Here is a 16,693-nt window from a genome sequence, read left to right as displayed (position 1 = left end):
TCATCCGTGGGGTTTGATGCTTTTATCCAACCCCACCACCGCCAGAGCAATCAGCACAAACCCCGCCAGGATCCCCCCGGCATTCACGAACACCTGTGGATAACCGAGGGTGCCGACGTCGAAAAACGGGTACTGGTATTGCCCGAGCAAATCCCCGCGCAGCAGCACATAGGCGAAGTACACCAACGGGTACAACACCCACAGGCCAATGTGTTTGCACTGCAACGTGCCCTTGGGCACACAGCGCCACCAGTAGACGACAAACAGCAGCGGCATCACGTCGTGCAGCAATTCGTCGGCGATGAACTGGAACCCTTCGGGCTGCCACAGGTGCCGCAGCAACAGGTTATAGGCCAGGCTCACCAGCACGATGCTGGCGACAATCGCGCTGCTGACCCTGGGCGCCAGGAAAAACCGCTTCGCCGCTGAATCACGATCAACCACGGCGTAGCTCAGCACCACCACCACCAGGGTGTTGGTCAACACGGTGAAGAAGCTGAAGAAGTTGACCAGCCCGCCCAACAGGCTGGCGCCCGTCGACCAGCGCGAATAGAAAATCAGGTATTGCTGAATCGCCAACCCCACCCAACCGGCCAGGGCCGCCGCCGTCACACAGCGTTTCATGGGCTCAGTCCAACGGGCGTTTGGTACGCATCAGTTTCACGTACAGCCCTTCGACTTTCTCCCGCGCCCACGGGGTTTTGCGCAGGAACGTCAGGCTCGACTTGATGCTCGGGTCGCTCTTGAAACAGCGGACATCGATGCGCTCGGCCAGACCGCTCCATTCGTAGTGTTCCACCAGGGTGGTGAGGACGTGTTGCAGAGTCACGCCGTGAAGCGGGTCGTTGCTTGTCGCGGTCATGCCAGGCCTTTTGCAAAAAGAGGAAATACAGCCGCGCACCTTAGCCGACGGGGCGAACAGGTGGAAGCACCGCATTGAATATAGCCCCTGGGGAAAAGTTGCCCTTTTCAGGGCAAAAAGAGATGTTATATTGTAACGATAGTTATCAACCGTAAGCTGTTCGTTACCGTTTGCCGCCTTCTCTTTTTGTCGTTTGCCAAGGAATGTCCGATGTCCCTCTCCTCTGCCTGGCGCTTGTCGCCCCTCGCCGCCGCCCTGCTGATCTGCTCCGAAGCCCATGCGCTGGAACTGCAACCCCAAGTCATCACCGCCAACCCCCTGGGCAGCGCGCAACTGGCTTCGCCGACCACCGTGCTGGAAGGCGATGAGCTGACCCTGCAGCAAAAAGGCAGCCTCGGCGAAACCCTGAACAAGCAACCGGGCGTGTCGTCGTCCTACTTCGGCCCGGGCGCCAGCCGACCGATCATCCGCGGCCAGGATGGCGACCGCATTCGCCTGCTGCGCAACGGCGTGGGCGCGCTGGATGCGTCGTCGCTGTCCTACGACCACGCCGTGCCGCTGGACCCGGTCAACGTCGACCGCATCGAAATCGTGCGCGGCCCGGCGGCCCTGTTGTACGGCGGCAGCGCCATCGGCGGGGTGGTCAACACCTTCGACAATCGCATCCCCACCGAAGCCATCGAAGGCATCCACGGCGCTGGCGAATTACGCTACGGCGGCGCCGACACCACGCGCAGCAGCGCGGGCAAACTCGAAGCCGGCAACGGCACCTTCGCCCTGCACCTGGACGCGAATGCGCGGGAATTCAACGACCTCAAAATCCCGGGCCAAGCCCGCAGCCGCCACGCTCCGGAAGCCGAAGACGGCCCCGGCAAAAACGGCCGCCTGGGCAACAGCGACGGGCGCCAGGACGGCGGTGCGCTGGGCGGTTCCTACACCTGGGACGACGGTTATGCCGGGCTGTCCTACAGCACCTACGACAGCAACTACGGCTCACCCGCCGAACAGGCTGTGCGGATCCGCATGAAGCAGGACCACTACGCGTTTGCCTCCGAGGTACGCAACCTGCAGGGCCCGTTCACCTCGGTGAAACTCGACGCCGGCTACACCGACTACGAGCACCGCGAAATCGAAGGCGGCGAAACCGGCACGATCTTCAAGAACAAAGGCTATGAAGCCCGGGTTGAAGCGCGCCACCAGCCGCTCGGCCCCTTCGACGGCGTGGTCGGCGCACAAGTGACCCGCAACGAGTTCTCGGCCCTCGGCGAAGAAGCCTTCGTGCCGCAGACCGACACCAACGCCGGCGCGCTGTTCATCCTCGAAGAAATGCAGGCCACCGAGCGCCTGAAACTCAGCCTCGGCGGGCGCCTGGAGCACACCAGCGTCGACCCGGACAGCAAAGGCAACGCGCGCTTCGCCAATGCCGACAAGACCAACGACTTCACCGCCGGCAGCCTGTCGTCCGGCGCGGTGTACACCCTCACGCCGATCTGGTCGCTGGCCGCAACCCTGGGCTACACCGAGCGCGCGCCGACCTTCTACGAGCTGTACGCCAACGGCGCTCACGTCGCCACCGGCACCTACGAGTTGGGCAACGCCAACCTGAAGAAAGAAAAAGCCGTATCCAGCGACCTCGCACTGCGCTTTGACAACGGCACGCACAAGGGCAGCTTCGGCGTGTTCTACAGCCGTTTCTCCAACTACATCGGCCTGCTGGGCACAGGTCGCACATTGAACGACGAAGGTGAAGAAGACGCCGGCGGCATCCCCGAATACGAATACTCGGGAGTGCGCGCCCGTTTCGCCGGCTTTGAAGCCCAGGATCACTGGAAGCTCGGCGAAGGCGCCTACGGCAAGTTCGCACTGGAACTGTCGGGCGACTACACCCGCGCCACCAACCTCGACACCGGCGAAGCCCTGCCGCGCATCGCACCGCTGCGCCTGAACAGCGGCTTGCTGTGGGAACTGGACCGCTGGCAAGCGCGCATCGACATCGAACACGCCGCCGGACAAGGCCGTGTGCCCTCCAACGAAAGCGGCACCGACGGCTACACCACACTGGGCGCCAGCGCCGGCTATCGCTTCAACGTCGGCGGCAGCCAGTGGCTGGCATTCGTCAATGGCGAAAACCTGACCAACCAAACCGTGCGCTATGCCAGCTCGATCCTGCGCGACATCGCCCCGGCAGCAGGCAGAAGCGTACAAGTGGGCCTGCGCACCACCTTCTAACTATCCAAAAAGAACCGCCCCACGATGCAAAGCGAGGCTCTTGATCCGCTTTCGATCCAAAGCCCCCCACAATGCAAAGCGAGGCTCTTGATCCGCTTTTGATCCAAAGCACCCCACAATGCGAAGCGAGGCTCTTGACCTGCTTTTGATCCAAAGCCCCCCACAATGCAAAGCGAGGCTCTTGATCCGCTTTTGATCCAAAGCACTCCACAATGCGAAGCGAGGCTCTTGATCCGCTTTTGATCCAAAGCACTCCACAATGCGAAGCGAGGCTCTTGATCTTGATCTTGATCTGAGGCGCCCCGTTAAACCACGCTGGCCGAACGCAGGCTTGAATCCGTGGGTAACCCGGCAGGACGCCGGGTTAGCCGTCCTGGGCCAGGGATGGCCCATGACGGCGGCCCACGGATTCAAGCCTGCGTTCGGGCACACCGAGCCTAGGCGAGGTGCCGAGTGGTGGGGCAAGAGCCCTTTGGTTACTTTGGGGCTTTTCCAAAGTGACCCGCCGTAAGGGCGGAACCCATAGCCGCCGTTACCGAAGAAACGGATATGCCCCCTCCCCCAAGGCCATCCACCAGCCCCCCTAACAACAACCCCACCCCCTCATCCCACAGCGACATTCTGTCACTGTTACCAAATCCGAAATAATGCATCTTGCGATTTTCACTTTCTCTCAACGCCCCACCGCATTATCCTTGGCGGCAATAACCTGAAACGATTCACTCTCGGTCAACCCCAACTTACCGAATACCCCTCGCCACAAAGACAGCGCTGTCTCACACCCGACCGCGCCTAAAAATAAATCACCCCCCTGTGGATACCCCCCGCTATCCCCAGGAAAAACCGACTCACGCTGAACCAAGCCCGTGCCAAATCGTCATCTACAGTGAAGACACACGGGGACACATAATTCCAACGTCACGGAGAAACACACTATGAGCACTGATGGTGCCTCAAGCCCAAGCCGCCTACTGCCCAGGCTGCTAGGCGTCTTGCTGCTGATCATGGGCCTGGCCTTACTGGCCGGCGGTATCAAGCTGAGCCTGCTCGGCGGGTCGCTGTACTACCTGCTGGCCGGCATCGGCATCACCCTGACCGGCCTTCTGCTGCTGGCCACCCGCCGCGCCGCGCTAGGCCTATACGCACTGGTACTGTTCGCCAGCACCGTGTGGGCACTGTGGGAAGTCGGCCTGGACTGGTGGCAGTTGGTACCGCGCCTGGCATTGCTGTTCGCCCTGGGCATCGTCATGCTGCTCCCATGGTTTCGCCGTCCGTTGCTGCGTGGCCAATCGGCACCGCTGGGCACCGGCGCGCTGAGCGTGGCCGTGGTCCTGGCCGGCGCTGCCGCCGTGGCCAGCCAATTCACCCACCCGGGTGAAATCAAAGGCCAACTGGACCGCGACGCAGTACCGGGCATGGCCAGCGCCGCGCCGACCCAGGCCGATGGCGACTGGAATTCCTACGGCCGTTCGGCCTACGGCGATCGCTACTCGCCCCTGGCGCAGATCACCCCGGAAAACGCCCACAAACTGGTTCCAGCGTGGACCTACCGCACCGGCGACATCCCAGGCCCGAACGACCCGGGCGAGACCACCGCGGAAAACACCCCGCTGAAAGTCAACGGCATGCTCTACGTGTGTACCCCGCACAGCCAGGTGATTGCCCTGGACCCGGATACCGGCAAGGAAATCTGGCGTTTCGACCCGAAGATCAGCACCGAAGGTGCCGCAAACTTCAAGGGTTGGGCGCACATGACCTGCCGTGGCGTGTCGTATCACGATGACGCCGCCTACGCCTCCGAACAGAGCCCGACCGGCAGCGCCAGCCCGGCTGCCGCGCCGAACGCCTGCCCGAAACGCATCTTCGTGCCGACCGCCGACACCCGCCTGATCGCCCTGAACGCCGACACCGGCAAGATGTGCGAAGACTTCGGCGACAAAGGCCAGGTCGACCTGCGTGCCAATATCGGCAGCTTCGCCCCAGGCGGTTACTACTCCACTTCGCCACCGGCGGTGACCAAAAACCTGGTGGTGATCGGCGGTCACGTCACCGATAACGTCTCCACCGACGAGCCCAGCGGCGTGATCCGCGCGTTCGACGTCCACACCGGCAAGCTGGTGTGGAACTGGGACAGCGGCAACCCGGACGACACCACCCCGTTGGCCGAAGGCAAGACCTACACCCGCAACTCGCCGAACATGTGGTCCATGTTCTCTGTGGATGAAAAACTCGGCATGCTCTACCTGCCGATGGGCAACCAGATGCCCGACCAATACGGCGGCGACCGTACCGAAGACTCGGAAAAATACAGCGCCGGCCTGACCGCCCTGGACATCGACAGCGGCCACGTGAAGTGGACCTTCCAGTTCACCCACCATGACCTGTGGGACATGGACGTGGGCGGCCAGCCTTCGCTGATCGACATCAAGACCGAAGCCGGCGTGAAACAAGCGGTGATGGCGTCGACCAAACAAGGCAGCATCTACGTGCTGGACCGCGCCACCGGCCAACCGGTGGTGCCGATCCACGAAGTGGCCGTGCCGCAAGGCGCAGTCGCGGGCGATCACACCGCGCCGACGCAACCGAAGTCTGATCTGAACTTCATGCCACCGCCGCTCAAAGAGCGTGACATGTGGGGCGTGACCCCGTTCGACCAGATGCTGTGCCGCATCGATTTCAAATCCATGCGCTACGACGGTGCGTTCACCCCGCCTTCGCTGCAAGGTTCCATCGTTTATCCGGGTAACTTCGGCGTGTTCGACTGGGGTGGCATTTCCGTCGACCCGGTGCGCCAGATCGCGTTCGTGAACCCGAACTACATGGCGTTCAAATCGAAACTGATCCCGGCCGCCGACATTGCCAAGCAAGGCCCGCGCATCAGCGAAACCCAAGGCGTGCAGCCGAACAAAGGCGCGCCCTACGGCGTGATCCTCGAAGCGATGCTGTCGCCGATGGGCCTGCCGTGCCAGGCACCGGCGTGGGGTTATGTGGCGGCGGTCGACCTGACCACCCACAAAACCATCTGGATGCACAAGAACGGCACCGTGCGCGACAGCTCGCCGGTTCCGCTCCCGCTGACCATGGGCGTGCCTAGCCTGGGCGGCACTTTCACCACCGCCGGTGGCGTGTCCTTCCTCAGCGGCACCCTCGACCAGTACCTGCGTGCCTATGACGTGAAAAACGGCAAGCAACTGTGGGAAGGTCGCCTGCCAGCCGGTGCGCAAACCACACCGATGACCTACACCGGCAAGGACGGCAAGCAATACGTGCTGGTCATGGCCGGCGGTCACGGCTCCCTGGGCACCAAGCAGGGTGACTATGTGATGGCGTTCAAACTGCCGGATTAAGCAAAACCTGCAGCAAAACAAAGGCGGCTACCCTCACAGGTAGCCGCCTTTTTTGGTTGGCATCAGCCTCGCGCGCGCATGAAATCCCCCCAGCGCCGCACCAGGTAGTTGTGTTCATCCATCACCGAATTCCACACCGCGATATGCCCCATGCGCTGTTCATAGGAGCCGCCGTCGCGCACTTCGCCGATATCGATCAGCGGCAGGCCGTCGCTGCCCGGTAACTCTTCGCGCGCGGGCTTGCCGGCGTACCAGTAGTCCCATTCGGCGCTGGTCAAATGATCGCGGCTGCGTGCCGGGTTGCCGATGTAGTAACCCTGGCGTGCCATCACCGCGCCCGGCCAGCCGGACAACCACCAATTGAGGTACGCATAAGCCGCGTCGAGCACCGGGCCCTGGGCATGGCGCGACAACGACAGGCCGCCGAACCAGGCGCGATAGCCTTCACGCGGCACCGCCAGGCGGTACTTCACCCCGGCGCGATGCAGGCGCATCAGGGTCGGCGACCACAGGCTCTGGATATCGATGTTCGGGCTGAGCATCAATTGCGCGGCTTCTTCATCGTCGGACCAGAACGCCGCGAAGTGCCCTTCCTTCTGCTTGCGCACCAGGATATCGGCGAGCACGTCGATCTCTTCGATGCTCATGTTGCCGATGTCCCTGAACCTCGCCAGCCCGGCGCCCTGCACCGCCAACGCGGCATCGAGCGCGCCGATGGCGGCGTCACTTTGCAACGCGGTGCGCGCGCGCAACAGCGGGTCGAGCAGCCAGCCCCAGCTTTCGTTGCTGCGGCTGAACGCCTCGGGCAGGCGCTCGGGGCGGTAGGCGAAGCTGTCGGCGTTGTGGGTCAGCGGCAACATGCTGATGCGTTCGGTGACCGTGCTGCCGAGGCTACCATCGTGCTGCACAAACAGCCGCTCGCTGGGCACGCTGCCACTGCCCAGGCGGTCGCTGGGCGACAGGCGACCGCGCTTGGGCAGGTCGTTGATCTCGTGCCACAAGGCGATGCGCCGCGTGTCGATGGGTTGGATCGCGCGGGCGGGCCATACGAAGTCGACGTTGTGGAACCACTGGTCGTACAGGTCGTAGCTGTCGGGCTGCATCACGGCGATGCGCTGGGCCTGTTCGACGTCATGCACCTGGTACACCAGGCGAATGCCCAGTTCCTGTTCGGCCCGCACGCGCAAGCATTCGAGCAAGGTCACCGACGTACCGAGGACTCTTAAGGTGATCATGCCGCGAACCGCCGTGAAAACGCCTCAAACGAGCGGCGCAGTAGCACCGGGTCGAGGCCGCGCAGGATAAACACCAGGCGCGATTGGCGGTCGCTGCCCGGCCACGCTGGCAGGTGGACCGGCGCATGCAGGCAGTGCTGCACACCATGAATGACGATGGGGGCCGAGCTTGCGTTCACGTTGAGCAGTCCTTTGACGCGAAGGATTCGTTCGCCATGGCATCTTAACAGCATCGACAACCACACTCCGAAACCGACCCAATCCAGCGGCCGGTCGAAGCTCAGGCAGCAGACTTGCGCGGCGCCGTGGCGGGCGGTGGTGGTCCGGTGCAGTTGCCAGCGCCTGACTTCGGCGGCCGGTTCGGCGCTGCGCAGACCTGCGCCGAGCAGCAGTTGATCGCCGCTGTGGATGTCGCGGCTATCAAGGATCGGCGTGCCCGCGTTCAGCGCCTGCAGGTGCAGGCGCAGCGGCGTGCAGTCGTCCACAAGGTCGGTCTTGCTCAGCAGCAAGCGATCCGCCGCCGCCACCTGGGCCAGCCATTCCGGGTGCAGGCGTTCCTGCAGGGCCGCGTGGCTGGCGTCGACCAGGGTGATGACCAGGCCGATATGAACACGTCCGCGCAGTTGCACGTCGTTGTTGAGGGTCGCGAGGATCGGCGCCGGGTCGGCCAGGCCGGTGGTTTCCAGGATCACCCGCTTGAAGGCCGGGATCTCGCCGCGCTCGCGGCGTTGCAACAGGCTGAGCAATGCGTCTTTGAGTTCGCCGCGAATCGAGCAGCACACGCAGCCGCCGGGCAGCAGCACCGTGTCCGGCGCCACCTCTTCCACCAGCAGGTGGTCGATGCCGACGTCGCCGAACTCATTGATCAGCAGCGCCGTGTCGCCAAGGCTCTCGCCCTGCAGCAGGCGCGTGAGCAAGCTGGTCTTGCCACTGCCGAGGAAGCCGGTGATGACGTTGAGGGCAATACTCATATGTTACCTCCGCCCCTTGTAGGAGCGAGCTCGCTCGCGAAAATCGTCAACGATGACGCGAGCATCCTGGATGCACGCGGCGTTCTCGGGCTTTTCGCGAGCAAGCTCGCTCCTACAGGGGGCATTCCAAGTGATCGAGTAGTTGCGGTCGAGGGGGTCCAGCTGGCGCCCGAGCATGGTTTCGGCCGCTTGCCAGAGTTGATCCAGGCCGATATGAACACGTCCGCGCAGTTGCACGTCGTTGTTGAGGGTCGCGAGGATCGGCGCCGGGTCGGCCAGGCCGGTGGTTTCCAGGATCACCCGCTTGAAGGCCACCTCTTCCACCAGCAGGTGGTCGATGCCGACGTCGCCGAACTCATTGATCAGCAGCGCCGTGTCGCCGAGGCTTTCGCCCTGCAGCAGGCGCGTGAGCAAGCTGGTCTTGCCACTGCCGAGGAAGCCGGTGATGACGTTGAGGGCAATACTCATATGTTACCTCCGCCCCTTGTAGGAGCGAGCTTGCTCGCGAAAATCGTCAACGATGACGCGGGCATCCTGGATGCACGCGGCGTTCTCGGGCTTTTCGCGAGCAAGCTCGCTCCTACAGGGGGCATTCCAAGTGATCGAGTAGTTGCGGGTCGAGGGGATCCAACTGGCGCCCGAGCATGGTTTCGGCCGCTTGCCAGAGTTGATCCAGGCCGATATGAACACGCCCGCGCAGTTGCACGTCGTTGTTGAGGGTCGCGAGGATCGGCGCCGCAGGCTGAGCAATGCGTCTTTGAGTTCGCCGCGAATCGAGCAGCACACGCAGCCGCCGGGCAGCAGCACCGTGTCCGGCGCGACCTCTTCCACCAGCAGGTGGTCGATGCCGACGTCGCCGAACTCATTGATCAGCAGCGCCGTGTCGCCAAGGCTCTCGCCCTGCAGCAGGCGCGTGAGCAAGCTGGTCTTGCCGCTGCCGAGGAAGCCGGTGATGACGTTGAGGGCAATACTCATATGTTACCTCCGCCCCTTGTAGGAGCGAGCTTGCTCGCGAAAATCGTCAACGATGACGCGGGCATCCTGGATGCACGCGGCGCTCTCGGGCTTTTCGCGAGCAAGCTCGCTCCTACAGGGGGCATTCCAAGTGATCGAGTAGTTGCGGGTCGAGGGGGTCCAGCTGGCGCCCGAGCATGGTTTCGGCCGCTTGCCAGAGTTGATCCAGGCCGCTGGCCAACGCCTGCTTGCCGGTCGCGCCGAGCAGCAGGTACGACGCGCCCTGGAAGTCTTCGACCTTGAGCCGGAACACCGCCAGCACCTGGTTGATCGCGGCGATCCGGCGCAGGCGTTCGCGGCGCCGGGGCAACCCGTCGCCCAGGGGGTCGCTCCAGTGCAGGTCTTCGCCGAGCAGCCCGCAGAGTCCGCACATGGCTATACCCCGCTCATGGCATGACATCGCCGGAGTTCGGGCCCAGGGTCTGGCCGACGAACAGGTTGCCGCCCGGCTCGCTGGCCAGCAGCACGGCGGTCGGCGCCACTTCGTCGGCCAGGCCGAAGCGGCCCAGGGGCAGTTCGGCGGCCTTGGCGCGCTTCCAGGTGTCGCTGATGCCGCCCACCAGCGGCGTTTCGATGGGCCCCGGCGCGATGGCGTTGACCAGCACGTTGTCCTTGGCGACTTCCAGCGCCAGGGATTTGGTAAAGCCAATCACCCCGGCCTTGGCCGCGGCGTAGTGGGTCAGCTCGGCGCCGCCCTTGATCCCCAGTTGCGAGGCGACGTTGATGATCCGTCCCCAGCCCTGCGCCAGCATGTGCGGCAAGGCGCGCTGGCTGGCGACGAAGACGCTGGTGAGGTCGACGCGCAGCATGTCGTTCCACATTTCGATCGTAAGGTCGACGCAGCGCGCCTGGGTGAGCATGCCGGCGTTGTTGACCAGGATATCGATGCCGCCGAAATGTTCGACGCAACGGTCGACACTGGCCTGGGCGCCTTCGACGGTGCCGACATCGGCCAGGCACTCGAACACTTGCGCGCCGAGGTTGCGGCAGGTGACGGCGGTTTCGGCGAGGCTGACGGCATTGCGGTCGGCCAGCAGCAGGCGCGCGCCTTCAGCGGCATAGGCACGGGCGATGGCGGCACCGATGCCGCTGCCGGCGCCGGTGATCACGGCGCGGCGGTTAGTCAGTTGGGGCATACACAAACTCCTGAAAAAACACAGAACCCAGGTGGGGTCAGTCGGGCCAGCGCACGGTCAGGCCACCGTCGATGACGATGCTTTGCCCGGTCAAATAGCTCGACGCGTCACTGGTCAAAAACTGCACCAGCGACGCCACTTCATCCGCCCTGCCCACCCGGCCCAGCGGAATCGCCCGCGCCGCCTTGGCCAGGCCTTGCGGCCCGAGGGAGTTCTGCGCATCCAGCGATTGCGGCGTCTCGATCAAGCCCGGGATCACCGCATTGCAGCGAATCCCCAACGGCGCCAGTTCCACCGCCAGCGAGCGGCACAACCCCGGCACACCGGCCTTGGCCGCCGCGTAATGGCTGTGTTCCTGCCAGCCATATACGCCGCCGGCAATCGACGAAATCGCCACCAGCGCACCGCCTGCGGGCATATGCCGGGTCGCTGCGCGGAAGGTACGCATCACCCCGGTCAGGTCGACATTGAGCATTTCGTCCCACACCTGATCGGTCATTTCCAGCAGGGGCGCCCGACGCAGCAGACCGGCATTGGCCACCGCGTAATCGAGGCGGCCAAAATGCTGCACGGCCTGGGCCGCCAAGGCGTCCACCGAGGCACTGTCGCCGACGTCCAGCGGCAGCATCAGGCACTCGCCGCCCGCTTGCTCCACCAAGGACACGGTGGTGCGCGGGTCATGGGGATCGGCCGGGTAATACCCGCCCACCACGGCCACGCCGCAACGCGCATAGGCCACGGCGAGGGCTTGGCCGATGCCGCTGGCGGCACCGGTAATCAAGGCAACTTTACGGTTCATCGAACACTCCTTACTGCACGGTTTCCGGGCGCACATGGCGTGCGGCGAACATCAGCACGCCGGACAAAAAGCACGGCACGGCGCCGAACCACAGGGCGGCGGTCTGCCAGTCGCTGCCGGCGGACAACACTTGCGTCGCGCCGAACCCCGCGACCACCGCACCGATCGGGCCCATGGCATGGATGATCGCGCCGCCGGTGGCGCGGATGCTGGTGGGGAAACTTTCGCTGATAAAAAACAACGCCGCCGAATACGGCCCGATCAGGAAGAACAGGCCCAGGCTGTACAGCCCGACCACCATCGCCATGTTGCTCGGGCCGAACAGCATCCCGGCGAACGACAGCCCGCCGAGCATCCAGCCCAGGCCGATGACATTGCGGCGGCCGATCTTGTCGCCCATCCAGCCGTGGCTGAGGTAACCGCAGTAACCCACCAGGTTCGACAGCACGAGGATGATCAGCGAGTTCTCGAACGAGATGTGGTGAACGCTGACGATCACCGACGTGCCGAGCACGCTGAACACCTGGATCGCCGCCCAGTTGAGCAACAGCGCGGCGCCGATCACCAGGGTGGCGCGGCGGGCCGGGCCTCGGAAGGCGGCTTTGAGGCCGGCTTTGCTGTGCTCGTCGTAGTCCACGCCATAGGTCACGGCAACGTTTTGCGCTTCACTCACCGCGCCGCTTTTACGCAGCTCGCTGATGCGCTGGTGGATCTGGAACTGCGGGCTCTCCTTGAGCTTGCGCGCCATGATCGCAATCACGATGGCCGGGATCGCAGCAAAAATGAAGCACCCCTGCCAGCCGATGATCGGCAGCAACAGCGCGGTCAAACCGGCGGCAATCAATGCACCGACCGGCCAGCCGCCCTGCACCAGGCTGTAGATAAACCCGCGACGCTTGGTCAGTCGGGGGTCTTCCGAGGCGCCATACAGCTCGCTCAAATACGTGGCGTTGACGGTTTCCTCGGCATAGCCCAGACCGCCCAACGAACGGATCAGAATCAGCGGCGACTTGCCCCACGCCCCACCGATCGCGGTCAGCGCCGAGCACACTGCGGAACCGGCCACGGTGAAGATGATCCCTTTGCGTCGCCCCAACTTGTCGACAACGGGGCCAATGGCAAACGCCACCACCGCCGTGCCCACCGCCACCCAGGTCGCGATTTCAGCTTGCTCCACCTCGCCCCAGCCGAAGTGCCGGCCGATCTCCGGCAGCAACGTGCCGAACAGGATGAAGTCGTACACCGCAAACACCCAGGCGAAAAACGCGATCCAGGTGGCGAAGCGCACTTCCTGGGACGTCAGTTGCCGGGGTTTCCAGCCAGTCAGGTCAAGCTTGTTGTAGATGGACATGAATCGCGCCTCAAAGGTGGGGGGATCAGCTACGCGGTTTGAACCCATCTTGTAGGAGCGAGCTTGCTCGCGAAAATCATCAACGATGACGCGGGCATCCTGGATGCACGCGGTGTTCTCAGGTTTTTCGCGAGCAAGCTCGCTCCTACAAGGGCTGGGGATCAGGTACGCGGTTGCCGACGGATAAAGTCATCGGCGATTTCGTCGAAGGTGACGAAGCGCACGCCGGCATGGCTCTGAATGTGTTCGATCAAGCGTTCGAGCATCAGCAGCACTTGCGGGCGGCCGGACACGTCGGGGTGGATGGTCATGGTGAACACCGCGTGTTCGTGTTCGCGGTAGACCCAGTCGAACTGGTCGCGCCACATTTCTTCGAGGTGACGCGGGTTGACGAAGCCGTGGCTGTTGGGCGCCTTTTTGATGAACATCATCGGCGGCAGGTCGTCGAGGTACCAGTTGGCCGGGATCTCCACCAGGTCGGTTTCTTCGCCGCGTACCAGGGGTTTCATCCAGGTGTCGGGGTGCTGGCTGTAGTCGATCTTGGTCCAGCTGTCGCCCTTGCGCACGTAGTAGGGGTGGAAGTCGTTGTGCATCAGGCTGTGGTCGTACTTGATGCCTTTTTTCAGCAGCAGCTCGTTGGTGACCTTGCTGAATTCCCACCACGGTGCGACGTAGCCAGTCGGACGTTTGCCCGTCACTTGGGTGATCAGTTCGATGGACTTGTCGAGCACGATTTCTTCCTGCTCGGCGGTCATCGCGATCGGGTTTTCGTGGCTGTAGCCGTGTACGCCGATTTCGTGACCGGCGTCGGCCACCGCCTTCATCTGCGCGGGAAAAGTTTCCATCGAGTGGCCGGGGATGAACCAGGTGGTGCGCAGGCCGTAGCGCTCGAACAGTTTGAGCAGGCGCGGCGTGCCGATTTCACCGGCGAACAGGCCGCGGGAAATGTCGTCGGGCGAGTCTTCGCCGCCGTAGGAACCGAGCCAGCCGGCGACGGCGTCAACGTCGACGCCGAATGCACAGAGGATGTCTTTAGCCATGGGGGTGTCTCCTTAGATAGTCAGTTGGGATTCGACGGACAGCGCCGCCCGCAACAGGCGTGCGTCTTCCCCCGTCGGGGCGCTGAGCAGCAGCCCGGTGGGCAAGCCCAGGGCGTCGCAGCCGCTGGGCAAGGTGACGCCGGGCATGTCGAGAAAACTGCCGGGCATGGTCAGGCGCAGGGTGGCGAGGTTGGTGCTTGCAAAGCGTTCGTCGTCGACTTCCAGCGCTGCCAGCGCCGGGGCGACATGGGCGACGGTCGGGGTGATCAACAGGGCGCCGTCGAGTTCGTCGACCAGTTGCTGTTGCAGGCGGCGACGCGCGTCGATCAGTTGGAGCAGGCGGCTGGCCGGCAGCGACCGCGCCGCTTCGAGGCGGCGCCGGACACGCGGGTCGAGCCGAGCGGCGTCGGGGCTGTCGAGCAGCGCTTCGTGCAGGGCGAAGGCTTCGAACGCGCCGAGCCAGCCTTGCTGCTGGATCAGTTCCAGGGTGGCCTGGAAGGTGGCGCACGGGCGCACGTCGATCAGCGCGCCGGCGGCGTTGAGTTGCTCGACGGCGCGCAGCAGGTTGTTGCGCACCGCCGGTTGCACGTCATCCAGCAGGCGTTGCTCAAGCACCAGGCGCAGGCCCTTGAGGCTGCGGGCGCGGTGGGTTTGCCGGCGGCCGTTGAGCAGGTCGTCGATGGCCAGCACATCACGCACGCTGCGGGTCAGCGGGCCGAGGCTGTCGAGGGTGCGGGCCAGCGGGAACACACCGTCGCGGCTGTAGCGCCGACTGCTGCTGCGGTAACCGACCAGGCCGTTGAAGGCAGCGGGGATGCGGATCGAACCAGCGGTGTCGGTGCCCATGGCGATGGGCACGATGCCAGCGGCGACGGCCACCGCCGAACCGGACGACGAACCGCCGGGAATCCGCGGCTGGTCACGCCCATGGGGGTTGTGCGGCGTGCCGAAATGCGGGTTCAGGCCAAGGCCGGAATAGGCCAGCTCGCTGAGGTTGGTCTTGCCCACGCTGACCATCCCGGCGCGGCACAACAGGCCCACGCTCGGCGCATCGAGCAAGGCGGCGGGCGCGTCGCGGCGGTAGGCGGCGCCGGCGGTGGTGATGCTGCCGGCCACGTCGAACAGGTCTTTCCAGGCCAGGGGCACGCCGTCGAACACACTCAAGGGCTGGCCGGCGCGCCACCGGGCGGCGGCGGCTTCGGCTTCGCGGCGGGCGCGGTCGGCGGTCAGGGTGATAAACACCGCGGCCGCGCGGCTCGCGTGGTCGAGCGCCTGTTCGAGGGCTTGCACCGGGTCGCTGCGACCGCTGGCGAAATCCTCGGCCATTGAAGTGGCGTCTGACATCAGGTTGACCCTCACAAAACGTACATATTAATAAAATGTACATTTAACAAAGGCAGCTTTCGTGCCAGTCTGTGTCGATGGCTTTTCCCGCGGTTGCGCTTTATCGACCAGAGCGCCTGGCTAGATGGTTTTGTAGGAAGCAAAAAAACCTGGCGCGGACTCTGCAACCCACGCCCAAGCCAATAATGTATCTTTTATTAATAAGTACATTTTAGTGCAGAAAAGTAACAGTCCTAGATTCAAGGCCCCAAAAAAGTGCCACCGACGTGGCGCGGAGTGACAGGCGCATCTATGAGAGAATCCCCGGCTTCGTCCTACATACACCAGACCTCTTTACCTCAGAGAACACGATGAAAGCAGTGTCCGCCTCGGCCTCCCGTTACGCGATGATTCACCAGCTTTTGCGTGACGCGATCGTCAACGGCACCGCCCGCCACGGCTTGGTCCTGCTCGAAGCGCCGCTGGCCGAATTGTTCGGCACCAGCCGCGTGCCGGTGCGCAAGGCACTGGACCTGCTGCATGCCGAAGGGTTGATCTGCCGTTTCAACGGGCGCGGTTACCTGATCAACCCCGAGGGCGTGGCCATGGAACCGCTGCGCCTGCCGCTGAGCGCTGCGCACCTGGGCCTGAACGACGAGGACGAGTTGGTGGATACACGGCCGTTGGGCGAGCGGATCGTCGAGGAAATCGGCGCGGCGCTGTCCACCTGCATAGCCTTTGGCCATTATCGCCTGGATGAGCAAGCCGCCGCCGACCACTATGGCGTCAGCCGCGCAGTGGTGCGTGAAGCGCTGATGCGCCTGCGCGACCGTGGCCTGGTGGAAAAAGAGCCCTACTCCCAATGGCTGGCCGGGCCGTTGACGGCGCGGGAAGTCACCGAAGACTACGAACTGCGCGCCTGCCTGGAGCCCGAAGCACTGCGCCAGAGCGCGCCGAACCTCGACCGCGCGCTGCTCGAAGCCATGTTGCAACGCGTGCTCGACGCCCAGGACAGCCCGCAATGCAGCCTCGAAGCCATCGAGCAGATCGAAGAAGACTTGCACCAACGCTGCCTGGCCGGCCTGCAGAACCGCAAGATCGCCGCGCTGATCCGCCAGGGCCAGAGCCCGATGATCATCAGTCGGATTTTCTATCGCTTGCTGGGGATCGGCGCCGACCCGGCGATGCTCGCCGAACACCGCTTGATCCTTGAATTGTTGCTGCACGGCGCGTTCGATGCGGCGGCGTTGAACCTGCGCGAGCACCTGCAACGAGCGCGGCAGCGGATGTTGCAGCGGTTGAAGGTATTGTCGGTGTTGCCGGAACAGCCCCTGCCCGCCTACCTGCACAAAATCAGCTGACGGCATGCGGTTAACCTTGTGGGAG

At 64.0% G+C, this 16,693-nt stretch carries 13 protein-coding genes and 3 pseudogenes; 4 read left to right on the top strand and 12 right to left on the bottom strand.

The annotated features are described in order from the left end of the window. Together ACP7E3_RS09605 and ACP7E3_RS09600 are read right to left on the bottom strand one after the other, a co-directional pair. The gene (locus tag ACP7E3_RS09605) at positions 1–624 is read right to left on the bottom strand and encodes a Pr6Pr family membrane protein (RefSeq protein ID WP_017844565.1); all 624 of its coding nucleotides are present in this window, start codon (positions 622–624) and stop codon (positions 1–3) included. Positions 625–628: 4 nt separating this feature from the next. Next, a complete protein-coding gene (locus tag ACP7E3_RS09600; RefSeq protein WP_010212838.1) occupies positions 629–862 on the bottom strand; it encodes a VF530 family DNA-binding protein in 234 nt (77 codons plus the stop codon). 210 nt (positions 863–1,072) lie between these two features. Between ACP7E3_RS09600 and ACP7E3_RS09595 the strand changes: the two genes are divergently transcribed. Together ACP7E3_RS09595 and ACP7E3_RS09590 are read left to right on the top strand one after the other, a co-directional pair. Continuing rightward, positions 1,073–3,091 carry a TonB-dependent receptor gene (locus tag ACP7E3_RS09595; protein ID WP_046384575.1) on the top strand — a complete coding sequence of 673 codons (2,019 nt, stop codon included), beginning with the start codon at positions 1,073–1,075 and terminating at the stop codon, positions 3,089–3,091. A gap of 935 nt (positions 3,092–4,026) precedes the next feature. After that, the gene (locus ACP7E3_RS09590) at positions 4,027–6,438 is read left to right on the top strand and encodes a glucose/quinate/shikimate family membrane-bound PQQ-dependent dehydrogenase (RefSeq protein ID WP_046384576.1); all 2,412 of its coding nucleotides are present in this window, start codon (positions 4,027–4,029) and stop codon (positions 6,436–6,438) included. Positions 6,439–6,500: 62 nt separating this feature from the next. On the opposite strand, the gene ACP7E3_RS09585 is transcribed toward ACP7E3_RS09590, so the two are convergent. The 8 genes and pseudogenes from ACP7E3_RS09585 to ACP7E3_RS09550 form a co-directional block, all read right to left on the bottom strand. Further along, positions 6,501–7,673 (bottom strand): ABC transporter substrate-binding protein, encoded by a 1,173-nt coding sequence (locus ACP7E3_RS09585; protein ID WP_026139746.1) that lies wholly within the window; start codon positions 7,671–7,673, stop codon positions 6,501–6,503. After that, positions 7,670–8,644, bottom strand: coding sequence for a CobW family GTP-binding protein (locus ACP7E3_RS09580; protein WP_046384577.1), 975 nt, complete (start codon positions 8,642–8,644; stop codon positions 7,670–7,672). The genes ACP7E3_RS09585 and ACP7E3_RS09580 overlap by 4 nt, the downstream gene beginning before the upstream one ends. Positions 8,645–8,797: 153 nt before the next feature. Then, positions 8,798–9,112 (bottom strand): annotated as a pseudogene (locus ACP7E3_RS09575) (GTP-binding protein); the annotation flags it as partial. Between the two features lie 154 nt (positions 9,113–9,266). Then, positions 9,267–9,619, bottom strand: a pseudogene (locus ACP7E3_RS09570) (GTP-binding protein); the annotation flags it as partial. 112 nt (positions 9,620–9,731) lie between these two features. Next, positions 9,732–10,031 (bottom strand): hypothetical protein, encoded by a 300-nt coding sequence (locus ACP7E3_RS09565; RefSeq protein WP_426122947.1) that lies wholly within the window; start codon positions 10,029–10,031, stop codon positions 9,732–9,734. A gap of 13 nt (positions 10,032–10,044) precedes the next feature. Next, on the bottom strand, positions 10,045–10,794 hold the full coding sequence (locus tag ACP7E3_RS09560) for an SDR family NAD(P)-dependent oxidoreductase (protein ID WP_017844559.1): 750 nt from the start codon (positions 10,792–10,794) through the stop codon (positions 10,045–10,047). Between the two features lie 37 nt (positions 10,795–10,831). Further along, positions 10,832–11,593 (bottom strand): SDR family NAD(P)-dependent oxidoreductase, encoded by a 762-nt coding sequence (locus ACP7E3_RS09555; RefSeq protein WP_017844558.1) that lies wholly within the window; start codon positions 11,591–11,593, stop codon positions 10,832–10,834. 10 nt (positions 11,594–11,603) lie between these two features. After that, the gene (locus tag ACP7E3_RS09550; RefSeq protein WP_017844557.1) at positions 11,604–12,944 is read right to left on the bottom strand and encodes an MFS transporter; all 1,341 of its coding nucleotides are present in this window, start codon (positions 12,942–12,944) and stop codon (positions 11,604–11,606) included. 63 nt (positions 12,945–13,007) lie between these two features. On the opposite strand from ACP7E3_RS09550, the pseudogene ACP7E3_RS09545 reads away from it, so the two are divergent. After that, positions 13,008–13,094 (top strand): annotated as a pseudogene (locus ACP7E3_RS09545) (outer membrane lipoprotein carrier protein LolA); the annotation flags it as partial. An 11-nt stretch (positions 13,095–13,105) separates the two neighbouring features. Here ACP7E3_RS09545 and ACP7E3_RS09540 read toward each other — a convergent pair. Both ACP7E3_RS09540 and ACP7E3_RS09535 read right to left on the bottom strand, forming a co-directional pair. Continuing rightward, positions 13,106–13,984, bottom strand: a complete 879-nt coding sequence (locus tag ACP7E3_RS09540) for a polysaccharide deacetylase family protein (protein ID WP_046488589.1) — start codon at positions 13,982–13,984, stop codon at positions 13,106–13,108. 12 nt (positions 13,985–13,996) lie between these two features. Beyond that, on the bottom strand, positions 13,997–15,328 hold the full coding sequence (locus ACP7E3_RS09535) for an amidase (protein ID WP_426122944.1): 1,332 nt from the start codon (positions 15,326–15,328) through the stop codon (positions 13,997–13,999). A 350-nt stretch (positions 15,329–15,678) separates the two neighbouring features. Between ACP7E3_RS09535 and ACP7E3_RS09530 the strand changes: the two genes are divergently transcribed. Next, positions 15,679–16,668, top strand: coding sequence for a GntR family transcriptional regulator (locus ACP7E3_RS09530; protein WP_046384581.1), 990 nt, complete (start codon positions 15,679–15,681; stop codon positions 16,666–16,668). Positions 16,669–16,693 lie beyond the last annotated feature (25 nt).

The organism is Pseudomonas sp. PSPC2-3, from assembly GCF_049898265.1.
In the GTDB taxonomy this organism is placed as follows: domain Bacteria; phylum Pseudomonadota; class Gammaproteobacteria; order Pseudomonadales; family Pseudomonadaceae; genus Aquipseudomonas; species Aquipseudomonas veronii.
The sequence above is the reverse complement of the archived record's forward strand: the minus strand, read 5'-3'. Positions and strand labels throughout refer to the sequence as shown.

Bases quoted from the DNA above. Each gene is read 5' to 3' on its own strand.
- ACP7E3_RS09605 (WP_017844565.1), bottom strand. From the start codon at position 624: ATGAAACGCTGTGTGACGGCGGCGGCCCTGGCCGGTTGGGTGGGGTTG.
- ACP7E3_RS09600 (WP_010212838.1), bottom strand. From the start codon at position 862: ATGACCGCGACAAGCAACGACCCGCTTCACGGCGTGACTCTGCAACAC.
- ACP7E3_RS09595 (WP_046384575.1), top strand. From the start codon at position 1,073: ATGTCCCTCTCCTCTGCCTGGCGCTTGTCGCCCCTCGCCGCCGCCCTG.
- ACP7E3_RS09590 (WP_046384576.1), top strand. From the start codon at position 4,027: ATGAGCACTGATGGTGCCTCAAGCCCAAGCCGCCTACTGCCCAGGCTG.
- ACP7E3_RS09585 (WP_026139746.1), bottom strand. From the start codon at position 7,673: ATGATCACCTTAAGAGTCCTCGGTACGTCGGTGACCTTGCTCGAATGC.
- ACP7E3_RS09580 (WP_046384577.1), bottom strand. From the start codon at position 8,644: ATGAGTATTGCCCTCAACGTCATCACCGGCTTCCTCGGCAGTGGCAAG.
- ACP7E3_RS09565 (WP_426122947.1), bottom strand. From the start codon at position 10,031: ATGTGCGGACTCTGCGGGCTGCTCGGCGAAGACCTGCACTGGAGCGAC.
- ACP7E3_RS09560 (WP_017844559.1), bottom strand. From the start codon at position 10,794: ATGCCCCAACTGACTAACCGCCGCGCCGTGATCACCGGCGCCGGCAGC.
- ACP7E3_RS09555 (WP_017844558.1), bottom strand. From the start codon at position 11,593: ATGAACCGTAAAGTTGCCTTGATTACCGGTGCCGCCAGCGGCATCGGC.
- ACP7E3_RS09550 (WP_017844557.1), bottom strand. From the start codon at position 12,944: ATGTCCATCTACAACAAGCTTGACCTGACTGGCTGGAAACCCCGGCAA.
- ACP7E3_RS09540 (WP_046488589.1), bottom strand. From the start codon at position 13,984: ATGGCTAAAGACATCCTCTGTGCATTCGGCGTCGACGTTGACGCCGTC.
- ACP7E3_RS09535 (WP_426122944.1), bottom strand. From the start codon at position 15,328: ATGTCAGACGCCACTTCAATGGCCGAGGATTTCGCCAGCGGTCGCAGC.
- ACP7E3_RS09530 (WP_046384581.1), top strand. From the start codon at position 15,679: ATGAAAGCAGTGTCCGCCTCGGCCTCCCGTTACGCGATGATTCACCAG.